Source organism: Clostridium sp. UBA4548, from assembly GCF_002387895.1.
In the GTDB taxonomy this organism is placed as follows: Bacteria; Bacillota; Clostridia; order Clostridiales; family Clostridiaceae; genus Clostridium_J.
In genome coordinates, this window is sequence record NZ_DGLI01000009.1 from 81,959 (window position 1) to 103,576 (window position 21,618).

The window sequence follows — 21,618 nt, forward strand, 5'->3', positions numbered from 1 at the left end:
TCAAACTTAGAAACCTATATATTAGATTTAAAGTATTAAAACTATAGTAAGGGGAGTTTATCATGGGTCTTAAAGTTTTAGTAGTTGAGGATGAAGTATCAATAAATGATATTTTAGTTTCTGCATTAAGAGCAGATGGGTACACAGTTAAAGGAGTTTTCTTAGCGAAAGCTGCAAGAAATGCTTTAGATTTGTTTAAACCAGACTTAGTATTACTGGACATTAATTTGCCAGATGATAATGGCTTCGAAGTATGCAGATATATAAATGATAAACATTCTATTCCAGTAATTATGTTAACTGCACGAAATGATATTGTAGACAAAGTTTTAGGCTTAGAACTAGGTGCTGATGATTACATTACTAAGCCATTCCATATAAAAGAGGTATTAACTAGAGTAAAGGTTGCAATAAGGCGAGTTAATAAGTATAAAGAGCATTCAGAACAATTGTTTATAGAAATTAATAAGTTTGTGAAAATTAATCTTGAAGGCAGAATTGTAATTAAAGATGGTGAAGAAGTAAAATTGAAACCAAAGGAATATGATTTGTTAGAGTTTTTAGTTAACAATAGGAATAGAGTTTTTTCTAGAGAAGACCTGTTAGATAAGGTTTGGGGATATGACTATGATGGAGAGATTAGAACAGTAGATGTTCATGTTAGAAGATTAAGAAGTAAACTTGATAAGGAAGAGGGGGCATCCATTATAGATACTGTTTTTGGAACAGGATATGTGATGAGGTAGTTTTTAATGAAAATAAGAAATAAGTTTATAATTGGGCTAGTTTTTATACTAATAATTTCCGTGGTAGTAATGAATGTTGCAATAACAAATATATTAAATAAAAATATGGAAAGCAGTATAAACAACTCATTAAAGCAAGTAATGAGCAGTACTCATGAATATATAAAGTATAAGCTATTAACCAGCAGTTCAAGGGATAAGGAAGAGGCCTTAGTTGAAGAAGGTAGCTATATTGTAAAATATATATCCTTAAACTATCAATGTAGTTTAGATATTAAGAATATGAAGGATGAATTTGTGGTAGGAAATTTCAATGAGGAATTTAAAAAGGTGGTAGGACCTAGTAATGAAATGGCCATGGAAGGTAAAGCTATTGTGAATTTGAAGTATAAAGATAGTGGAATAAATGCAATATTAACTTATCCTTTATATATTAATGATAATTATATAGGAATTATAAATATTGTAAAAAACTATGATTTGGAATATAAAACTTATAAAAGTACTATGAACTTTATAAATATTATTGAAGGTGGCATATTTGCAGTAATATTTATATTTCTATTTTTAATGACAACTAAGATTACTAAACCAATTGCTAAGTTAACAGATGCAATAAAAAAATTTGGAGATGGGAATTATGCTATTTCTATCAATGATCAGGGTAAAGATGAAGTAGCAATACTGGCAAGAGAATTTATAAGCATGAGAGATAAAATTAAGGAGCAAATAGAAACCATTGAAAATGAAAAGGATAAGGTTTATAAGCTTGAAAAAGGGAGAAGAGAATTTTTCAATAGTGTAACCCATGAGTTAAAAACACCTTTAACTGCAATATCAGGATATGCAGAGTTATTATTAACAGGTATGGTTGAGGATAAAGACTTTGATAAGAGAGGTATTGAAAGAATTTATTCAGAGAGTGAAAGACTTCATAATTTAGTTCTTGAATTAATAGAGGTATCTAAGGGTCTGTATGTTGTAGAAGAGGAAGTCAAAGAAGTTAATATAAAAAAACTCATTATGCAGAGCTGTAATGATATGAACATAAAGGCTAGTAAGTATTCTTTAAAACTAGTACAAAACTTAAGTGAAGGATCTATTAAAGCTCAGGAGGATAGAATCAGACAAGTAATGATTAATGTACTTGATAATGCAATTAAGTACACCAATGGGGGAAAAGAAATTTATGTTAATTCCTATGTTTTAGGAAATAAATATTTTATTGAAATTATAAATAGTAGTAACCCTATCCCAGAGGAAACCTTTAACAATATATTTGAGCCCTTTGTAAAATTTAGTGGAGTAGATAATAAAGATAGTAGAGGACTTGGATTGTACTTATGCAATGAGATCATTAAAGAACATGGTGGTGAAATAGTTATAGAAAATGGGGCTTTAGTAAAAGTAACAATTATGCTAAGGACTTAAAGCAACTTTGAAATAATCAATTAATAATCTATAAAATACACATTGTTATATGGAAAGTCATATAATTTATGTATAGCTTCCTATGTTATAATAAAGTAGGAATCACTTTTTATTTAATGGGGGAAGAGTATGAAAACTGTTGAATTAGCAGTGAAAAATAAATCTACTAAACTAGCAATAATTCTATCGGTTATTTTGGTGTGTTGTGTCATTATGGGGGTTGTAGATGCTATCATAAGTCCAAGCTATGCAATGAAATCACTAATTAAGATTTTCTTGTTTTTGGCATGTCCAGTAATTTACTCTTATTATGATAAGGAAGTATCTTTAAAGAAGTTGTTTTATATCCAGAAGAAGAGCTTTGTGAAGTCCTTATTATTGGGGATTGGAGTATTCATTATAATACTAGCGGCATACTTCTCTAAAGTAACAACTTCATTAGAAAATAATGTAGGTGTAAGCAAAGATAACTTTGTTTTTATTTCTTTATATATATCCTTTATAAATTCCATGTTGGAAGAATTCTTTTTTGGTGGATTTGCCTTTTTATCTTTAAAAAGGTTTAATTCTAGATTTTTTGCCTATAGTATAAGTTCTTTAGCTTTTGCTTTATATCATGTTTCTATGATGATTGGATGGTTTTCTATAGGTACTTTCTTGTTAGTAATCATAGGACTTATAGCAGGTGGAGTAATATTTAACTTTTTGAACGAAAGAAATGAAAATGTGTATTCATCCTGGATGGTCCATATGTTTGCTAATTTTGCAATTAATGCAGTGGGGTTTATGTTGTTTGGCATACTTTAAAGAAAATGCTCAACAGTATAATTAACTAATTAGGAGAACTAATTATAAATTATACTTAAAAACCCAATTTTATTAGCAAATGGACAGTTATATAGTGTATAAAGGTCATAAATAATACGAAAGCCATGTGTAAATTGAGAGTTAGTTTAAAATGTTTCCTATAAAGTAGACATTTTATTCATCTCTATACACATGGCTTTATTAATATTAATTAATAAATATTCCTGTTGCCATATTCCCTTAAGTGGGTGTCCATTAATTTATAATTTTACTCATTATATTTACAATATTGCTTAGGGGATAGATTAAATTCCTTTTTAAAAGTCCTTACAAAGGTAGAATAGTCTCCAAAGCCACATAGAGAACAAACTTCACCAGCTTGAAGACCGCTTTTAAGAAGTTCAGCTGCACGTATAACTCTTTTCTTTTGTATATAACTGTGCAAGGTGTAACCAGTTTCTTGCTTAAATAAATGCATTAAATAATATTTGTTTAGATAAAACTTTTCAGAAATTATATCTATGGATAAATCCTCATGGAGATTTAAATTTATGAAACTTAAAATATCTTCTATTCTAGGATCGTATTTAATATCTTCAATACGTTCACTAAAATTTGTTTCTAGAAATAGTCTGTTTATTTTCACCATTAGCTGAAGAAATAATGCATTTTTCAAAATATAACTACCAAAAGCCTTATCTTGCATTGCTCCTTCTAGGTCAGAAAGATTTTGTTTTAGTGAAGTTATATTCATTCTATTTAATCTAATCAAATTAAGTCTTTTTTCAGTGGCTAATTGAAAACAATTCAAAAGGTTACAATTATCCTTATTATGTTCTTCTAAAAACAAGGGATTTAACCATAATATTATTCTTTCATAGGGTGTGGTAGAACTTATTATTGGTAAATGGAGGTCATTTTTTCCCACTAAAAGAATATCCCAAGGCTTAAGAGTATAAGATTTTCCTTCAATTATGTAAGTAACCTGCCCAGAAATAAAAACAATTATTTTATTAAAATCATGGTAGTGAGTTTCAAATTCATTTTTCTTTTGATCTTTTAGGTTGAAAAAGTGAAAATCTTCGTTTAGGTATCCTTTTTTTACCTTTTCAGTAGAAATATTATTATTCATATTATCACCTCAAACTATATATTAATTATAGCACTTTATGCAATAAATCAAACATTAGTTACAATAAAAATTGTATTAATAGCTATTATAATAGTTAATATAAATGAATTTTTTAGGAGTTGGATATATATGAATAGGTTATTAAAAAATTATAAGACTTCCATAATGTTACTTTTATCAATACTATTTGGCGGGATAATAGGGATTGTACTCGGTCCTAAAGCCATAGTACTAGAACCCTTCGGACAAATATTTCTAAACCTAATGTTTACCATAATAGTGCCCTTAGTTTTCTTTAGTGTAGCTTCTGCTATAGCTAATATGGGGAATATGAATAGGCTCGGGAAAATAATAGGAAATATTGCAATAGTTTTTATGGTTACAGCTTTAATAGCTGGCATATTAGCGATAATAGGAACATTAATCTTTAATCCAACTGAAGGACTAAAGGGCGAAGTTATAAAAACACTTTTATATCAATCAGATGTACAAGTTAGTAACAGTACTGAAAAGATAACATTATCACAGCAATTAGTAAAAACAATTACAGTAGGAGATTTTTCAGCATTGCTTTCTAAAAGCAACATGCTTCAACTAATTGTTTTTTCTACTATATTTGGATTATCAACGGCTTTAGTAGGAGAAAAAGCAGTAGTAGTAAAGAGCTTTTTAAGCTCATCAACTGTTGTAATGATGAAGATGGTAGATATAATAATGTACTATGCGCCAATAGGTTTAGGCTGCTATTTTGCCTCTGTTGTAGGGCAATTAGGAACACAGATTTTAGAGGGATATTTAAAGGTATTTCTTTTATACGGAGGATTAACTCTTATTTATTATTTTGGAATCTTTAGCTTATACTCTTATTTATCAGCAGGAAAAAGGGGCTTTAAGAGTTTTTGGAAAAATGCTCTTTCCCCAACTGTAACAGCATTAGCAACTTGCTCTAGTGCTGCATCTATTCCAGTTAATCTTGAAGCAACTAAAAAAATAGGAGTACCTCAGGATATTGCAGAAACGGTTATACCTTTAGGGGCAAATACACATAAGGATGGATCTGTTATTGGAGGAGTACTAAAAGTAGTATTTTTGTTTGGTATATTTGGCAAAGACCTTAATAACCTTCCAACTTTACTTTCAATATTAGCAGTAGGATTTTTAGTTGGAGCAGTAATGGGAGCTATACCTGGAGGTGGAATGATTGGAGAGATGCTTATAATAAGTATTTATGGCTTTCCACCAGAAGCTCTTCCAATCATAGCTGTAATTAGTACAATTATAGATGCTCCGGCCACAGTGCTGAATTCAACAGGAAATACAGTTTGTGCAATGCTTGTTTCCAGATTGGTTGACGGAAGGAATTGGTTAAAGTAAATTGTTTATTATTTAAGCTATGCCTTTTGAGCATAGCTTAAATTTTTTAGGCTTCAGCTTTCCTAGCTAAAAATTTTTTATACAATTTACTAAATACTTTGCTAAAGATGAAAGTATTTATATCTGATTTAAGCAGGAACAAACATAGGATATATACAATTCCACCCGTTGAAATTTGTGTAAAGGTGATTTTTGGAGAGGGCTCAAAAAAATGACCAATAAGTATTACAGGAATAAACATTATTAAACCTGAAATAAAGTATTTACCTATATTTGAATATAACTTTGAAATATTTATATCCTTTCTTAAAAAATACATTTGAGTTCCTGTTACGGCAATTTCGGCCAAAACCGTTGCCAGAGCTGCTCCTAAGGATTGAAAGCTTTTTATTAAAACTAAATTTAAACCTAAGTTTAAAACAGCTCCAATCACTACAGAAATAGTAAACTCTTGTGTTCTTCCTGTGGGGATCATGTATTGCATTCCCATAACGTTACTCCAAGCTATAGATATAATTACTGGACTAAGTACTATTAGTAAAATACTGCACTTTGAAAATTCACTGCCTAAAAACCAAGTTACAAAGCCTCTAGAAATCCCTATTATACCAAACATAAAGGGGATGGCTAAATAGGATACAAAGTTTAATATGGTGTAAATGTAGTAATTTATCTTCTCTTTATCACCTTTTGCAAAGCTATTTGATATCCTAGGAAGCATTACCCCACCAATAGCTGTAATTGATGCAAGGGATATTTTAATAATCTTGTCTGCACTTTCGTAAAAGCCTACCTCTTGGGTGGTAGACATTACACCTAGCATGGTTTTGTTTACAACTAAATATACTTGAATGGCTATTTGAGGTATAAATAGCTGTAAGGAGGGTCTTAAGTGAGAAGCTACATCCTTAAAAGTTATTCTTACTCTGTTTACAATATTTCTCAAATAAGCCCACATTACAATTTGTCCTAGAAATACAGATAAGGTGGATATGATTATATATTTCCATAAGTCTTCAGGGGTTCTAATAAATATAAAAACACAGATTACCCCTAAGATTCTAAAGAAGATACTTCTAATAATTAGCTTTTTAAAATCCTCAATGCCAACGAATAGCCAGCTTATATCAATAGCAATGGATAATAGATTCAAGGCTTGAATTAATTGTATCAACTTATATTTGTCAACAAAAAATATAGTAAATATAATGTACAAAGCAAAGGAAATACTACATAGCACACATTGGAGAGTAAAAATACTCCAGAAGGCTTTTGATAACTCTTCCTTATCATCCCTTTTATATGCCACAGTTCTCCCTGCATAGAGACCTATGCCTAAGGAACCAAAAAGTGCAAAATATTGGACTATGGAACCAGTATAAGCATTTATTCCGATTCCATCAGCTCCTAATATTCTTGACACATAGGGCACAGTGATAAAGGGTATTATTACAGAGAGTATTTGATAAATTACATTATAAGTGTAGTTTTTTGCTATACTACTCATTAAACCTTCCCCATAAATTCTGAATTAAAGGTATCTAAGGCTCTCTTAATTGTGGCATCCATGTCATAGTATTTGTATTCTGCTAAACGTCCTATAAAGATAACATTTTTTTCTTTGCTACCTTCTTCTTTATATAGGTTATATTGCTCTGCACATTCCTTTGTTGGGTAGGGGTAATAAGGCTCTCCTTCCCAAGTTGGATATTCTTTTAGAATTGTGGTTCTTTTACTTTCTTGATTAGTCATTTTTGTAAACTCTGTAATTCTAGTAAAATCGTAGTCATTAGGATAGTTTACAACTGCTGCTTCTTGATAGCAAGAAGTATCTAAGGTTTCAAAATCGAACCTAATTGACCTATAGGTAAGCTTTCCATGTTTATAATCGAAGAAATAGTCTATTGGCCCTGTGTATATGAGTTTTTCATAATTGAAGTTATGAATAACCTCCTTATAATTTGTGTTTAATAAGATATGTATTTTAGGGTTCTTTACCATCTGTTGCACCATAGCAGTATACCCATTCTTAGGCATGCCTTGGTACTGATTAGTAAAGTAGCGTGTATCTCTGTTATATCTAACGGGAATTCTAGAGATAACAGATTTATCTAGAGCATCTGGGTATACATCCCACTGCTTTTTTGTGTAATTTTTAAAGAACTTTTCGTATATTTCTTTTCCTGCTTTACTTAAAACCACATCTTCAGAGTTTTTAATTTCTGCAATTGGTTCAGCTTGTTTCTTTAGAAATTCTTCAACTTCAAAATTTGATAAATTCACATTGTAGAGTTTATTTACTGTTTCTGTGGTTATAGGCATAGGAATTAATTGTCCATCAATGTAAGTTAATACCCTGTGCTGATAGTAATACCACTTTGTGAAACTACTTAAATAGTCCCACACATCTTTGTGATTTGTGTGAAATATATGAGGACCATAGTTATGTATTAATATGCCATCTTCATTATAAGAATCATAGCAATTCCCACCAATATGATTTCTTTTTTCAATTATTAAGACGTCTTCATTAAGTTCTGATGCAATTCTTTCTGCTATGGTTACACCACTTAAACCTGCCCCAACTACAATATATTTAAACATTTTCATTCTCCTTGCTAAAATCCTCTTCTATTTTTTTTACTATGTTTTGAATATAATGTCCGCTAGTTACCTTTTTATTGAAGTCAGATATATTGGCTTTCATTTCTAAGTATTGTTCATTACTAACTTCGGATATGGCATCAGCAATTTCTGCTAAACTATCTACCAAAACACCAATTTTATTTTTTGAAACTAAGTTTGCTATAGCTGCATTTTTCCAAGTAACCACAGGTATTCCAGCTGCCATGTACAAAGATAACTTATGAGGGTTATTAAATCTCAAATACTGACCAAAATGTCCTGAGCAGGTATTAAGCTCCTCACCATCCCATATAAGGCCGAAGTTTCCTTCCATTTTTCTTGGCAATTCATCAGGCTGGAAAACACCCTTATAGGAGTAATTCTTACAGTTAACCTTATTTTCATCAAATTCTATGCCATATAGATTCAAGATTACGTCTTTGAGAATTTCATCAGTAAAATTATATAAGAATTTAGATTTGTCTATCGAAAGATTTCCAGCAAAAACTAAGGACCTAATACTATTATTTGAATTTGTATTAGGGTAAACTGCAACCTCTTCTGCAAATTCAGTTGCAAAATTTGGTGCCAGATCACTCATTCTATAATCGAATACTTCAAGATTAAAAACCTTATTTTTCAGACCTCTATTTTTTAGCCACTCTGTCATCACGGGGTTATGGGAAATAACATGATGAAAAGAATTTAACCGATTTATTTCTCTGATAATTTCTTTTTCAGGTCTCTCAAATCGCAAGGTATCAATATCATGAACTAAAGCAACTACCTTAACATTTTTCTTTGAAAGCTTTTTAAAAATTGAGTTTAGAATCATTGCACGATGAGGATAAGGATACTGTACTAAAGCTATGGAGCCTGGCTCAACCTTATTTACTAAAGAATTGGAGTTCAAAAAAAACCTCATATAGTTCTTAACCTTTTTTAAAAATTTCTTTGAATCATTTACCTTAAAGGTTAAAACCTCAAAACCGTTATTTCCCAAGAAGTAATTAACATCCTCTCTAGCCTTACTACCTGCATGAAACTTATTTGAAATTTGGGGTTCTAAAACATACTTATTCATTAGCTTCCTCCTATTAAATCATTAATTGAAATGTATATTTTGTGAAAATACAAAAATTCATGCTCCATTGGTTATTATTAACAATGAGAAATGGGGTTATACCTTTTTATTGAATAAGTACAAAGAAATAGTATAAAACTTCAAATCACAGGAAAATGAAGTATACTAAATTTTCACACAATATATTGACAGTAAGTTCCAAAGTAGTATAATTAGTATAAAGCAGAGAAGAGGAAAGTAACTTTAAAAATACTTTTACAGAGAGTTTCTAATGGTGAGAGGAAGCGAAGGATATTAAAGTGAAAATGGCCTTGGAGCAGTGCACCGAGATTTTTTAGTTAAGGCTGCAACGGATTCACCCGTTATAGTGATAGAGTATAATCATATATAATTTATATATGACGTACTTGAAGAGGTATATATTGCGAAATATATATGAATTAGGATGGTAACACGAAGGTTAACTCTCGTTCCTAGGATTAATTTCTTAGGACGGGAGTTTTTTATTTTAACTACATTTTCAAGGAATAATTACATTATCCTCATTATTTTAAAACAGACCTCTGTTATTCAGTGATATTAGAATAATTATAGATAAAAGTAAGCCTTATTTTGTACCTAGGAAATACAGTTTTAGGCAGTAGGAAACTTAACTTTAGGAAATGAATTGAAAATTATAAAGGAGGAATTGAAATGAATATTTTTATAGGAGGAGCTTGGCCTTATGCTAATGGGTCATTGCATGTAGGACATATAGCAGCGCTTTTACCAGGAGATGTAATTGCAAGGTATCATAGAGCTAAGGGGAATAAGGTGTTATACCTTTCTGGAAGTGATTGTCATGGAACTCCCATAGCCATAAGAGCAAAAGATGAAGGGGTATCACCAAAGGCTATTGCAGATAAATACCACAGAGAGTTTAAGGAGTGTTTTGATAAACTAAGTTTTTCTTATGATTACTATGGAAGAACTGATGATGAATTTCACAAAAGAGAGGTTCAAGAAGCAATTATCACTTTATATAATAAAGGGTTAATTTATGAAAAACAGGTGGAGCAGATATATTGTGAACACTGCAATGAATTCTTACCTGATAGATATGTAGAAGGGATTTGTCAAAAATGCAATTCTATAGCTAGAGGAGATCAATGTGATAATTGTGGTACTCTTTTAGAACCACTACAGTTATCTGAAAGAGTCTGTAAGTTATGCAATGAAAAGCCTATAGTAAAAGAGACTAAACAGTTATACTTTTCTTTATCAAAGTTTCAACAAATAGTAGAAGAAAATCTGGAAAAGTCAAAGGATAACTGGAGAGTTAACGCAATTAATAATACAGAAAGATATCTTAAGGAAGGGTTATGTGATAGGGCAATTTCAAGGGACTTATCCCTAGGCATAGATATTCCTATAGAAGGATTTAAAGATAAAAAAGTTTATGTGTGGATTGATGCTGTATTAGGTTATTTAACCTTAAGTAAAAAGTGGTCAATAGAGAATAAAGTAACTTATGAAGAGTTTTGGAGAGAAGATGCTGTTTCTTATTATGTCCATGGAAAGGATAATATACCCTTTCACTCTATAATTCTACCAGCATTAATAAATGGAATAGGTTATAAAAAGTTACCAGATAGGATAATATCTAGCGAGTACTTGACCTTAGAAGGTAAAAAAATATCTACAAGTAACAACTGGGCAGTATGGATACCAGATATTATAGAGCGCTACAACACAGATGCTTTAAGGTATTTCTTCTTAATTAACGGGCCAGAAAGAAGAGATACAGACTTTTCTTGGAGAGAATTTATAAATAGCAATAATGGAGAGCTACTTGGGGCCTATGGAAATTTAGTTAATAGGACTTTAGTATTTGCTAAAAAATATCTTAATAATGAGATTCCTAAGGGCGAAGTTGAGAGTAAAGTAAGAAAGGAACTTCAAGAGCTATATGTTGAAGTAGGAGCTAATATTGAGAACGGAAATTTAAAGCTTGCTCTTGAAAAAATCTTTGAATTCATAAGAAGTATCAATAAATACTTTGATGAAAATACGCCATGGATTACTATAAACAGTAATATAGACGGGTGCAAAAACACAATTTATAACTGTATTTATGTAATAGGGAACTTATCAAACTTATTAACACCTTTCTTGCCGGAATCTTCAGAGAAGATAAAAACTTGGTTAGGAATTCACGAAAAACAGTGGGATCTAATTGAACTGGAGAAGGGAAGAGAAATTGGAGAAGTCAGTATATTATTTCAAAGGCTTGATAAAAGCTTAATTGAAGAAGAGAAAAAAAGGTTATTAGCACATTAATGGATTTAGTTTAAACTGAGGAAGAAGTACTCTATTATAAAATACAACCTATAAAATAGAAACATCTTGAAGAGTTTATTTTATTAGCAGAGAACTTCTTTTTTTATTTATGGATTAGGGTAGGCAAAGGTACAGGGAATTATTAGGTAGTATTTGGATACATATGATATAATTGTAAGTGAAAAGTACAAACATTTATTAAATATAAACATAGAAAATATAAAGGAAAGATATAAACAAATATAGGGAATGGGTGAGGAAGAATGTATATCATTGAGGAGCTAAAAAGTGATATAAGAAGAAGATGTGAAAGTCCAAATAACTTTTTTAGTATTGGAATTTATGAACATATTGAGATTGTAGCTAAACATGCTATTGAACTTGCTAAATTATATGAAGCAGATGTGGAAGTATGTGAAATTGCAGCCTGGCTTCACGATATAGCTTCAATTACTGATTATAAGCTATACGAAAATCATCATATTCATGGGGCAGATATGGCAGAAAAAATCCTAAAGGAATATAACTATCCACCAGATAAAATTCATCTAGTGAAGTTATGTATATTAAATCATAGAGGAAGTGTGGTAAAAGAAAAAACTACCAAAGAAGAAATATGTGTTGCAGATGCAGATGCTATTTCTCATTATGATACACTACCATCACTATTTTATTTAGCCTTTGTTCAAAGAAAGCTAAGCATTGAAGATGGAACAGAGTTTATCAAAAATAAACTTGAAAGAAGCTATAATAAAATGTCTGAGGAAAGTAAAGAGCACTATAAACAAAAAAAAGAAATGATTAAAGTTATTTTCAAATAGATAAGGAGGGCATCATGGAATACAGTAAATTACACGTTAATTCAATTAAATCTTGGTTTATATCTAGAGCCATAACAACAGTTATAGTTTCAGCCATATTAATAGGAGGAAGCTATTTTCTTACTACAAAGCTAGAGTTTTTAAGTGGAACCCCAAGCTTATACATGATTATAGGAGTAAGCATTATTATATTTTTTATGATATTAAATACAATAGTGTATCCTTCAATAGAGTACAAGCAGTGGAAGTATAGGATAACAAAGGATAAAATAGAGTTCTCAGAAGGCATATATTGGATTAAAACAGTTGTAATACCAATAGTTAGGGTTCAACATATAAAAATAAGTGAAGGCCCTATAAATAGAAGATATAATTTAGCTAACCTTCAGATTTATACTGCAGGAGGAAGTTATACCATTCCAAATATTGAACTAAAAACAGCGGAGGAAATAAGTGAGTTCTTAAAAGATAAAGTTAAGGAAAAGGTGGAAGCAAATGACAAGTAAGCCCAGTAGAAACCATTGGACTGTTATAATCCAGGATATTTTTAATTCATTAAAGAATTTATTTATCTTCTTTATATTAATGTTTTCCGTTAGAAAAGCAGCTGTTTATATTGGAATGGGAATACTCATAATTGGATCAGTAATTAAAGCAATAAAAAAGTGGAAGAATACTGAGTTTTATATAGAGGAAAATTTGCTAGTTTATAAAACAGGCTTTCTTAGAAGTACTAAGCAAGAGATACCTTTTAGCAAGATTGATACATTAGATGTTGGTAAAAGCTTAGTAGATAGAATTTTTAATATTTGTACAGTGAAAATAAATACTGGAAATGTTACTGAGAAAGAAACAGAATTTAACATGAAGCTTAAATATAGTTTAGCAGAAGAACTTCGAGAAACTATATTATCTAGTAAAACAGATAATGAAAGTGAACTAGTTTTACTAGATAAAAAAGATGAAAAAAACTTGGAAAAAGTAATTTCTATAAAGGAAATTGTAATGTATGCTGTTACAAAAGGTAAACTAGCTTGGGCCTTTGGAGGATTTTTTGCTGTAATGAATTTTGCAGATGATTTCGAGAAATTTGCCAAAACTTCCATAATTAAAGACTTAGGAGAATCAATTAGTATTGATAGTACAGTTTTACAGAATAGAACTAAGGCTGTATTCATGATAATAGGACTGCTCTTAATCATGTATATTATTATAAATTTGCTATCAATTGTGTTTGAGATAGTTAAGTTCTATGGCTTCACTATAATAGTGAAGAATAATAATTTTAGTATAAGTTATGGATTGATAAATAAAAAGGAGTATTCTATTCCTATAGAAAAAATACATGGATTAAAATATAAGCAAGGCTTGTTACAGCAATGGTTAGGAATATACACCTTAGAGACTGTAACTATAGGTTATGGAGATGAAAAAAATGAGAAAGCCATACTATACCCTATAGCAAATAATAAATTTAAAGAAGAATTCCTAGATAAAATGCTGCCAGAGATGATTTTTTCTAATAAGGTAGAAAAACCACCTAAAAGTAGTATAAAAAGATTTATGTTGATGAGGATCTTAATTCCTCTAATAATTTTAATTCCTTTATATTTTATTATTAAAGTTATACCTAGTGAATTTAAGCTAGTAGTTATAGCAGTAATAGTTTTACTAAGTGCAATAGCAGGATATCTTAATTATAAGAATACATCTTTAGGAGTAACTGATACAATCATTGTTACTAGTGCTGGCGGCTTTAATAAAACTACAAATTACATTAGACAAAGTAGTATTCAATCTATAGAAAAAATTCAAAATCCACTTCAGAGAAAAGCTATGGTCTGTGATTATAAGTTGGATATTCAATCAAATAATTTAGCTGATTCAGTTAAGGTAAGACACATGGAGGAAGAGCTTATTGACAGCTTGTATGAAAATTTAATTATTTAGTATGCTGTTCTACATCATTTGCTATAGGAATCATAAGAAAGCTGTTTTTAGTAGCTTGGTTTTCAATTATTTTAAGATAAGGCTATATTTAAGAATAATGTTGATAATATATTATATTTTAAGGGAACTTATAAAAAGTTCCCTTAATTAGTATTATAAGTAAATTTAACGTTATGCTAAACCTTCCTTCAAGTCTTTAACAAAAGCTTTTGCAAATTCTTGTTGTTGATAATAGATTATCTGTGCTTCTGGTAAGTAGCAAATTCCTTTACCTAATATATTATTCTCGATATATTCAATGGTTTGTTTCAATGTTTGTCCTCTGACAGAACCTGTTATTAAAGACTTTACAATAAGATATGTCTTTCCTCCTTCAATCATATGTGCATCATGAAGAATTTTACCCTCTAATGTTTGTGCTGCTTCCTCCTTTTGCGATTCCCATGCAACAGTGATTATTCTATCTATCATCTTACTCGAAAGTTTTTGGCATTTTAACCACTCAACTATCTTTTCTTCACAATTATAGATAAATCCATGAAAGTAGGCGGCATATTTGAGAGTATCCACATCTGCTTCATAGTTTCCTGTTTTTAATAACTTTTCAACATATATTAATACTCTGCTTATGTGAGACAAATCATGCATTATGTCCTTATCTTCATAGTATGGTTTAACAAAGCCTAAAAGACTATCTATATTTACCATCTTAACCCCTCCATAATAGTAATTGTTTTAAATTCAGAATATTGCAATCGTTCACTACCCTATTATATATTGAGTCATTCCATAATTACAAATATTTTACACAAACTATACATAGATTGCTTCTCTAACTTATTAAACCTAGTGAATAGAACACTGTCGAAGGCAGTAAATTTCTTTCTTTAATTGATTTTTATAAGTTAGTTCCAAATCCTAATATATGTTCATAGAATAGTTATTGTATAACTATTAAGCAGTAATATTAGGGAGGACAGTAAATGAAAGAAATCGTAATAATTGGTGGAGGTTGGGCAGGATGTGCTGCAGCCATAGCAGCTAAGAAAGCAGGAGCTAAGGTAACCTTATTAGAGAGGACAGATTTGTTATTAGGCTTAGGTAATGTAGGAGGACTCACCAGAAATAATGGGAGATACACTGCAGCAGAGGAGTCCATATTACTTGGAGGAAGAGAATTATTTGAAATTACAGATAGGTGCTCAAGACATAGAAATGTGGATTTCCCAGGACATAAACATGCCAGTATTTATGATGTAAACTTAGTAGAAAGTGAAGTAAGAAAAAAGCTTGAAGAAATGGGCATTGAAGTCTTATTTTACACCACAGCTAAAAATGTGGATATGGAAAATGGCAGAATCAAAGCTATTCTATTAGATGAAGGTAAGAAAATTACAGGAGATGCCTTTGTAGAAACAACAGGATCCACAGGGCCAATGAATAATTGCCATAAGTACGGAAATGGCTGCGCTATGTGCATATTAAGATGTCCAACCTTTGGGGGAAGAGTAAGCATCACAGAAAAATGTGGAATTAAAGACAGAATGGGTAGACGTAAAGATGGAAATTATGGGTCTTTTAGTGGTTCTGTAAAGATAAATAAAGAAACTCTAAGTGAAGAAATTCAAGAAAAGCTTAATAAAGAAGGAGTAGCTATAATTCCCTTGTCACCCGAGGAGAGAAATACTGAGAAGCTCAATATTAAAATATGTCAGCATTATGCCTTAGATGCCTTTGCAGAAAATATAGTGCTTTTAGATACAGGTCATGCAAAACTTATGGCACCTTATTATCCAATTGAAAGGTTAAGAAAAATTAAAGGCTTTGAAAGAGCACGATTTGAAGATCCCTATTCAGGGGGAGTAGCTAACTCCATTAGGCATTTATCTATTGCACCTAGAGAAAACACCATGAGAGTACGAGGTGTTGAAAATCTTTTTGTGGCAGGAGAAAAAAGTGGTTTTTACATTGGTCACACAGAAGCTATGGTAACGGGATATTTAGCAGGGCACAATAGTGTAAGATGTGCTTTAAATCTTCCTCAAGTGGAGCTTCCAACTACTTTAGCTATAGGAGATTTTATAGCCTTCTCTAATGAGAAAATGTATGAGCCAGAGGGAGATAAGCTAAAATTCACTTTTGCAGGATCAGTTTATTTTGAAAGAATGAAAGAAACTAATTTATACTCAATAGATAGGGAAGATCTTTTTAGTAGAGTTGAAAAGACTGGCTTAATTGGTTTGTATGATGAGAAACTATGTTAAATTCATGATGATTATGAAAACTAAGAACTAAGATTCTAGTGAGGGAAAAAAGTTTAATGCGTTAATGCCTGGTCAGTGGTAAAGATAAGATTAAATTAGAAGGTTATTTTATTGCAATGTTAAGCAATGATAGATTGATACATGATAGAAATATTGACTGATTTAAAATACAATGCTAGTATTATTGATATATAGTAAAAATTACCAAATGCAACTTCGGAAGGATATTTACCTTATAATCTTTACATGAAAGTTATTTATCACTCCGAGGAGCTTGGACAAAATTAATTTGTTCGCTGATTAATAATATTGGATTGGGGGAAGTTCAATGAAATATCATATAAAGGTGTACTTTACTTCATAGCAAAGACTGCTATGAAGAAATTAAATTAGGTTAACATTTAATTATTTTGAAGTAGTCTTTGCTAAGTTATTTGATGAATAAGGAGGCAAAGCTATGGGGTATATTAAGGCGGAAAGTGTTCTGCCAGAAGAAATAATTAGTTTAATACAAGAATATATAGATGGTGAATGTTTGTACATTCCAAGAAAAAGTGGTAAGGAAAAAGCTTGGGGTGAAAGAAATGGCACAAGAAAGGCGATTAAGGAAAGAGATGCAGAAATCTTTCATAAATATGTTAAGGGAGCCACTATTTTAGAGCTATCAAAAATATATTATCTTTCTGACAAAAGTATAAGAAGGATAATATGTAAGGAAAAGAACCTGTGAAAAGTCATTATAAATTTAGTTTGGAGAGACATTTCTTATTTGCATATTGTTAATAAGAAATATCTCTTTATTTTTTAGCTACAGAAAATTTAGGTTTATTCTATTTTATCAGAATTACTTCCCTTAAGAGTAGCTTTGTAGTCTCAAATTCGGTTAACAATAGTTTTTGAGTTTCCATTGGAGAAGGATTGACGTTAAAATATAACTATAGTATTAATAGGAGGTATTGGGAATGAATATTGATTTTAGAAAACCAATTGAAGATGATTCAAGAGATATTTCCACTTGGAAGTATGAAGGGGTATATTCGTTTTATGATAATGACAAAACTGAGATGAAGCAGCAATGGGCAAGTAACATACATAAGGAAGATGATATTTTTGCTATGTATAATGAAAATAATGAGTTAATAGGCACTTGCTCCTTTGATTACGATGAAGAGGACAAGAAGTATATGGTTGGAGTTCAAATGAGACCAAATTTAACAGGAAAAGGAATGGGAACAGAAGTAATAGCTACTATACTTGAATTTGGTAAGAAAACTTATAACTTTAATGAATTATACTTACTTGTTGCCAAGTTCAATGAAAGAGCTATAAAAATATATGAAAGACTAGGTTTTGAAGTTACAGAAGAGTTTACTTGGTTTGTAAATGGTGAAGAAAAGGAATTTTTTGAAATGAGGAAAATTTGGTAAGAACAAAAGAATGCCTGTGATTAAAGGAATATGTATTAATTTAAATCTGTTTATTAGTTATTGGCTTTTTTAGGATGATATTATTTTGCTCATCTGTGAAAGGTCTTAAGTAAATCAAGGTAAGAGCAAGATATAAATCAAATCATGCTTGTTTCTTATAATAACAAGAAAGTTATAATTGAATATTAATAGAGCCATGAATAATAGGGGGAATTAATTCTTCATTTATCCATGGCTTTTGTGGTTCATAGAATTTAAAGAATAACAAAGGCAACAATATATTCTAAATTTATAAGCAGTATTAGTATTAGTATTAGTATTAGTATTAGTTGGGACTTTTACATTTTTGCAGCTGTCACATGCAGAACTTATTTGGCCATAAAATAAGTTTCAGTTGCTTTATATCCTTGGGAATAGAGAAAGTTGTAGGCTTCGTCCCCAGGAGATACGTTAAAGTTTACAGAGGATATTTCACCAGTATCTATGTCAATTGACCTATCAATGTCTTGTGTATTTTCCTTATAAGAGTCCTGTTGAATTTTTGAAAAACAAAGGAATAGATTTAATATAAAATCTAAAAAGTTATTAACTTCCTTATATTTTGTATGTCCCTTAAACCTTGCCCCTAAGGTTTGAGGATTAAATCTATAGATGGTTTTGTCGTTAATGGTAGGGTAGTCAAAAATGTTAATAGGATAATTTCTCATAATACCACCATCAGAGTAAATGTTTTTAACTTTTGCAGAAGCTTCTATAGCAGCATCCACAGTAATGGCTTCGAAAAATAGAGGGATTGACATAGAAATTCTAACTGCTTCTGCCACTTCCATGTTTGGTGTGGTTTTAAAAGAAAATACTTTAGAGGCCTTATAGGAAATATCAGTACCAATAACATATAAGTCAAAGAAAGGTCTGTTATCCTTGTGAATTGCCGTGTTATTAAAATCCGCGAAGGTATAAGGAGGGGCCTTTTTACTTTTATCAAATTGGCCTTCAATCTGAGTTTTTAACCATTGATAGAAGTATTCACTAGAATACCAACCATAGTTTTTTACTAATCTATTAACACAGGTATAATCTCCATAGATTTTGTCTAAGTAAAGCTTAACTTCATGAGGAATTAGGTCTATAACTTTACTATCATACTTTTGAGGAACTTTTTTAAAGTCTAAGGAATCAGCAATGTTTTTAACTTCTATAAAAGGAAGGTTAAAGCTTGTTATACATGCTGTTATTGCTCCAGCAGAAGTTCCTGCCACTCTTTTAACATAGGACATCATATTGTTTTCATACAAGTATTGCAAAACCCCTAAATATGCAATTCCGTGTATACCTCCCCCTTCAAAAACCAAGTTTCTAATTTTATGCATAAAATCACCTAATTAAACTAATTCCCTTTAATATACTCAAGATGAGTTTAAAAGGTTACAGAGGATTAAGGTTTCTTTAACATACACTTGTATAATGAAATTACTCAGGATAGTTTAAAGAGACAATATAGAATTAACACTTAACTTTCTGTGAGATTACGGTGATTTACTAAAACTCTCAAACAAATAGATAAAAATTGAAGTAAGTAACTCCATAAAAGAAATACCTTTAGAATAAAGTTTAACTCCATTATTATATATAGCAAAATAAATTTTCGGCAATGAAATGTATAGGAGGTCTTAGTATTAAAGAGTTCCATACTGCATTTAAAATTAATAATTAGATAAAACAATTTAAAACATAGTATGAGTATACGAAGCTATTATAATGAGATATAAAACCTGATAATAGTTTGTTTAGAAAATTATTCTATTATATTACATATTTAAGATAAGTCTACAATATTTGACAAATTTTATGTAATAATATATACTGTTATAGGAGTTAAATTTGAAAGGATGGGGACTATGAAAAAATTTAAAAAAATGGCTGTTATATCTCTTGCACTATGTGTACTGTTTATTGTAGGTTGCAGTGCTAAGGAAAAACTTACACCTGATATTACAGCTACCAGTTTGTTTAATCTTTATATCAAGGGAGATAAAGAAGCAGTAGCAAAAATGAAGATATCAAAGGAAGATGTTGATGCTATAGCAAAAATTCAAAAAGATACTACAATTTCTTCAGTAAGAAACAATTTAAAAGCTGCTGGTTTAGAAGTTAAGGAAGAGAAGCTAGAAGAATTTTATAACGTACGTGCAGAAACATTAAAAAAATTGACCTGCACATCAGAAATACTTTCACAAACAAAAGATAGTGCAGAAGTAAAAGTGAAATCTACATATATAGATGAGGTTGCCATTGATGAGAAAGCAGCAAACGATGCATTAGAAGCAGTAAAACAAATGGGTCTGACTGATGAAAATGAAGTCGTAAGTAAATTTGGGGATGAATATATTAAAAATTTACTAATGGGTTATCAAAGTGCTACGCCTTCACAAGACACAAAAGAAAAGACCTTTAAGATTACAAAACAACATGGAGTTTGGTTACCAGAGAGTATGGTTGAATTTGGAAATGGCATTGGAGTGATAGCATCTGGACAGTAAAAGTCTGCTATTTTAAGAAAATTATTTCTGTGACAAATATTAATTATGGCAATAACATATTAAGTACAAGAAACATAATTTTTAATTTAAAAGTTTATATATAACAATATACATAATTAGTAAGTAATGAGCTCCTTAAGATTTTTCTTAAGGAGCTTTGTTGTTTGTGTAAAACTACATTTGGAAGAATAAGTAAGAGAATAGTATGCATTAATTTGTAGAACAACATTAATTATGCAACTAATTAAATGAAAGATAATTTAATTAGGTTTAATTATCTTGGAGATTTTGATAATATTATAAGAGATAAGTCTTTAGGAACAGTTAATTAGCCAGTGGTTGATATGGTGGCTGTTTCAAGATTAGAAGAATAAGCAGTTAATAAAGGAGGCCTTTGTAGTGGAAAGATTTAAAAAACTAATTTTTGTAATAATGGGATTCATTGCATTTACTTGTGCCCTAATAGGCGTAGTACTGCCAATTTTACCTACAACTCCTTTTCTTTTATTAGCCTCCTTTTGCTTTGTAAGAGGATCGGAAAAATTTGATAAATGGTTTAAGGAGACTAAGATTTATAAAAAGCACCTTGAAACCTTTGTTAAGGAAAGAGCCATGACTATTAAGCAAAAGATTGCAATATTGTTATTTGCAGACTTCATGATAGCATTTCCACTGATTATATTAAAAAGTGTAGTAATGAAAATCATACTTATTCTAATTATTTTATGTAAATATTACTATTTTATATTTAAAATTAAGACCATAAAGATGGAAGTTGAGAAGGTATAAAAATTGAAAATAACTTTGTTTCTTGACAAATATAAATTATAGTTATAACATATAAATTAAATAATGCAGAATTTTTAATTTAATATTTTTATATACAAAGGCGTATATAACTAGTGAGCAACGGTGCTCCTTAAGATTTTTCTTAAGGAGCTTTTTTGTTTATATAAAACTACATTTTGGAAGGTGACAAATAATCTCTTGAGGTTTCTAAAGATACTCAAGGTTAAAGAGTTTATAAAATTTTGAGGATGTTTGATGAAGAAACTTTAGGAACGTCATTTCTCCTTCCAGTGCTTTGAATATCATAAA

General features: G+C 30.3%; 19 protein-coding genes and 1 other annotated feature. Of the genes, 13 read left to right on the plus strand and 6 right to left on the minus strand.

All coding sequences use genetic code 11. The features are described 5' to 3' along the window. Positions 1–62 precede the first annotated feature (62 nt). The 3 genes from B3040_RS03390 (at position 63) to B3040_RS03400 (ending at position 2,984) form a co-directional block, all read left to right on the plus strand. The gene (locus B3040_RS03390) at positions 63–746 is read left to right on the plus strand and encodes a response regulator transcription factor (RefSeq protein ID WP_291570187.1); all 684 of its coding nucleotides are present in this window, start codon (positions 63–65) and stop codon (positions 744–746) included. A gap of 6 nt (positions 747–752) precedes the next feature. Next, complete coding sequence (locus B3040_RS03395) at positions 753–2,177, plus strand: sensor histidine kinase (protein ID WP_291570190.1); 1,425 nt, start codon at positions 753–755, stop codon at positions 2,175–2,177. A 129-nt stretch (positions 2,178–2,306) separates the two neighbouring features. Continuing rightward, a complete protein-coding gene (locus B3040_RS03400) occupies positions 2,307–2,984 on the plus strand; it encodes a CPBP family intramembrane glutamic endopeptidase (RefSeq protein WP_291570193.1) in 678 nt (225 codons plus the stop codon). A gap of 268 nt (positions 2,985–3,252) precedes the next feature. Here the strand turns inward: B3040_RS03400 and B3040_RS03405 are convergent, their stop codons facing one another. After that, positions 3,253–4,116, minus strand: coding sequence for an AraC family transcriptional regulator (locus B3040_RS03405; RefSeq protein ID WP_291570194.1), 864 nt, complete (start codon positions 4,114–4,116; stop codon positions 3,253–3,255). A 129-nt stretch (positions 4,117–4,245) separates the two neighbouring features. Between B3040_RS03405 and B3040_RS03410 the strand changes: the two genes are divergently transcribed. Next, positions 4,246–5,490, plus strand: a complete 1,245-nt coding sequence (locus tag B3040_RS03410; RefSeq protein ID WP_291570196.1) for a dicarboxylate/amino acid:cation symporter — start codon at positions 4,246–4,248, stop codon at positions 5,488–5,490. 46 nt (positions 5,491–5,536) lie between these two features. Here the strand turns inward: B3040_RS03410 and B3040_RS03415 are convergent, their stop codons facing one another. From B3040_RS03415 to B3040_RS03425, 3 genes are read right to left on the minus strand one after another with little or no spacing between them, the layout of a single operon-like run. Beyond that, positions 5,537–6,997 carry a flippase gene (locus B3040_RS03415; RefSeq protein ID WP_291570198.1) on the minus strand — a complete coding sequence of 487 codons (1,461 nt, stop codon included), beginning with the start codon at positions 6,995–6,997 and terminating at the stop codon, positions 5,537–5,539. After that, positions 6,997–8,094 carry a UDP-galactopyranose mutase gene (gene glf / locus B3040_RS03420; protein WP_291570200.1) on the minus strand — a complete coding sequence of 366 codons (1,098 nt, stop codon included), beginning with the start codon at positions 8,092–8,094 and terminating at the stop codon, positions 6,997–6,999. Before glf ends, B3040_RS03415 begins: the two co-directional genes overlap by 1 nt. Further along, entirely contained in the window at positions 8,087–9,199 is a 1,113-nt protein-coding gene (locus tag B3040_RS03425; protein ID WP_291570203.1) for a hypothetical protein, read from the minus strand. Before B3040_RS03425 ends, glf begins: the two co-directional genes overlap by 8 nt. Positions 9,200–9,415: 216 nt before the next feature. After that, positions 9,416–9,677: a binding site (T-box leader), on the plus strand. Between the two features lie 215 nt (positions 9,678–9,892). Between B3040_RS03425 and metG the strand changes: the two genes are divergently transcribed. The 4 genes from metG to B3040_RS03445 all read left to right on the plus strand — a co-directional run bounded on the left by metG (position 9,893) and on the right by B3040_RS03445 (position 14,289). Next, positions 9,893–11,518, plus strand: coding sequence for a methionine--tRNA ligase (gene metG, locus B3040_RS03430; protein ID WP_291570205.1), 1,626 nt, complete (start codon positions 9,893–9,895; stop codon positions 11,516–11,518). Positions 11,519–11,781: 263 nt separating this feature from the next. Continuing rightward, the gene (locus B3040_RS03435) at positions 11,782–12,339 is read left to right on the plus strand and encodes an HD domain-containing protein (RefSeq protein ID WP_291570208.1); all 558 of its coding nucleotides are present in this window, start codon (positions 11,782–11,784) and stop codon (positions 12,337–12,339) included. Positions 12,340–12,353: 14 nt separating this feature from the next. After that, positions 12,354–12,845 (plus strand): PH domain-containing protein, encoded by a 492-nt coding sequence (locus B3040_RS03440; RefSeq protein WP_291570210.1) that lies wholly within the window; start codon positions 12,354–12,356, stop codon positions 12,843–12,845. Continuing rightward, positions 12,835–14,289, plus strand: a complete 1,455-nt coding sequence (locus B3040_RS03445) for a PH domain-containing protein (RefSeq protein ID WP_291570212.1) — start codon at positions 12,835–12,837, stop codon at positions 14,287–14,289. Before B3040_RS03440 ends, B3040_RS03445 begins: the two co-directional genes overlap by 11 nt. Positions 14,290–14,460: 171 nt before the next feature. On the opposite strand, the gene B3040_RS03450 is transcribed toward B3040_RS03445, so the two are convergent. Beyond that, positions 14,461–14,997 (minus strand): hypothetical protein, encoded by a 537-nt coding sequence (locus tag B3040_RS03450; protein WP_291570215.1) that lies wholly within the window; start codon positions 14,995–14,997, stop codon positions 14,461–14,463. A 275-nt stretch (positions 14,998–15,272) separates the two neighbouring features. Between B3040_RS03450 and B3040_RS03455 the strand changes: the two genes are divergently transcribed. The 3 genes from B3040_RS03455 (at position 15,273) to B3040_RS03465 (ending at position 17,980) form a co-directional block, all read left to right on the plus strand. Then, entirely contained in the window at positions 15,273–16,553 is a 1,281-nt protein-coding gene (locus tag B3040_RS03455; protein WP_291570217.1) for an FAD-dependent oxidoreductase, read from the plus strand. Between the two features lie 457 nt (positions 16,554–17,010). Next, a complete protein-coding gene (locus tag B3040_RS03460; RefSeq protein ID WP_291570219.1) occupies positions 17,011–17,283 on the plus strand; it encodes a CD3324 family protein in 273 nt (90 codons plus the stop codon). A gap of 232 nt (positions 17,284–17,515) precedes the next feature. Next, positions 17,516–17,980 carry a GNAT family N-acetyltransferase gene (locus B3040_RS03465; protein ID WP_291570221.1) on the plus strand — a complete coding sequence of 155 codons (465 nt, stop codon included), beginning with the start codon at positions 17,516–17,518 and terminating at the stop codon, positions 17,978–17,980. 368 nt (positions 17,981–18,348) lie between these two features. Here the strand turns inward: B3040_RS03465 and B3040_RS03470 are convergent, their stop codons facing one another. Continuing rightward, a complete protein-coding gene (locus tag B3040_RS03470; protein WP_291570223.1) occupies positions 18,349–19,350 on the minus strand; it encodes a patatin-like phospholipase family protein in 1,002 nt (333 codons plus the stop codon). 528 nt (positions 19,351–19,878) lie between these two features. Between B3040_RS03470 and B3040_RS03475 the strand changes: the two genes are divergently transcribed. Together B3040_RS03475 and B3040_RS03480 are read left to right on the plus strand one after the other, a co-directional pair. Then, on the plus strand, positions 19,879–20,520 hold the full coding sequence (locus B3040_RS03475; protein WP_291570225.1) for a DUF5105 domain-containing protein: 642 nt from the start codon (positions 19,879–19,881) through the stop codon (positions 20,518–20,520). Positions 20,521–20,919: 399 nt separating this feature from the next. Then, positions 20,920–21,309: a YbaN family protein gene (locus B3040_RS03480; protein ID WP_291570227.1), complete on the plus strand. Its 390-nt coding sequence runs from the start codon at positions 20,920–20,922 to the stop codon at positions 21,307–21,309. Positions 21,310–21,618 lie beyond the last annotated feature (309 nt).

What these genes read in the sequence shown, in the direction of transcription:
- B3040_RS03390 (WP_291570187.1), top strand. Translation starts at nt 63, where the DNA reads ATGGGTCTTAAAGTTTTAGTAGTTGAGGATGAAGTATCAATAAATGAT.
- B3040_RS03395 (WP_291570190.1), top strand. Translation starts at nt 753, where the DNA reads ATGAAAATAAGAAATAAGTTTATAATTGGGCTAGTTTTTATACTAATA.
- B3040_RS03400 (WP_291570193.1), top strand. Translation starts at nt 2,307, where the DNA reads ATGAAAACTGTTGAATTAGCAGTGAAAAATAAATCTACTAAACTAGCA.
- B3040_RS03405 (WP_291570194.1), bottom strand. Translation starts at nt 4,116, where the DNA reads ATGAATAATAATATTTCTACTGAAAAGGTAAAAAAAGGATACCTAAAC.
- B3040_RS03410 (WP_291570196.1), top strand. Translation starts at nt 4,246, where the DNA reads ATGAATAGGTTATTAAAAAATTATAAGACTTCCATAATGTTACTTTTA.
- B3040_RS03415 (WP_291570198.1), bottom strand. Translation starts at nt 6,997, where the DNA reads ATGAGTAGTATAGCAAAAAACTACACTTATAATGTAATTTATCAAATA.
- glf (WP_291570200.1), bottom strand. Translation starts at nt 8,094, where the DNA reads ATGTTTAAATATATTGTAGTTGGGGCAGGTTTAAGTGGTGTAACCATA.
- B3040_RS03425 (WP_291570203.1), bottom strand. Translation starts at nt 9,199, where the DNA reads ATGAATAAGTATGTTTTAGAACCCCAAATTTCAAATAAGTTTCATGCA.
- metG (WP_291570205.1), top strand. Translation starts at nt 9,893, where the DNA reads ATGAATATTTTTATAGGAGGAGCTTGGCCTTATGCTAATGGGTCATTG.
- B3040_RS03435 (WP_291570208.1), top strand. Translation starts at nt 11,782, where the DNA reads ATGTATATCATTGAGGAGCTAAAAAGTGATATAAGAAGAAGATGTGAA.
- B3040_RS03440 (WP_291570210.1), top strand. Translation starts at nt 12,354, where the DNA reads ATGGAATACAGTAAATTACACGTTAATTCAATTAAATCTTGGTTTATA.
- B3040_RS03445 (WP_291570212.1), top strand. Translation starts at nt 12,835, where the DNA reads ATGACAAGTAAGCCCAGTAGAAACCATTGGACTGTTATAATCCAGGAT.
- B3040_RS03450 (WP_291570215.1), bottom strand. Translation starts at nt 14,997, where the DNA reads ATGGTAAATATAGATAGTCTTTTAGGCTTTGTTAAACCATACTATGAA.
- B3040_RS03455 (WP_291570217.1), top strand. Translation starts at nt 15,273, where the DNA reads ATGAAAGAAATCGTAATAATTGGTGGAGGTTGGGCAGGATGTGCTGCA.
- B3040_RS03460 (WP_291570219.1), top strand. Translation starts at nt 17,011, where the DNA reads ATGGGGTATATTAAGGCGGAAAGTGTTCTGCCAGAAGAAATAATTAGT.
- B3040_RS03465 (WP_291570221.1), top strand. Translation starts at nt 17,516, where the DNA reads ATGAATATTGATTTTAGAAAACCAATTGAAGATGATTCAAGAGATATT.
- B3040_RS03470 (WP_291570223.1), bottom strand. Translation starts at nt 19,350, where the DNA reads ATGCATAAAATTAGAAACTTGGTTTTTGAAGGGGGAGGTATACACGGA.
- B3040_RS03475 (WP_291570225.1), top strand. Translation starts at nt 19,879, where the DNA reads ATGAAAAAATTTAAAAAAATGGCTGTTATATCTCTTGCACTATGTGTA.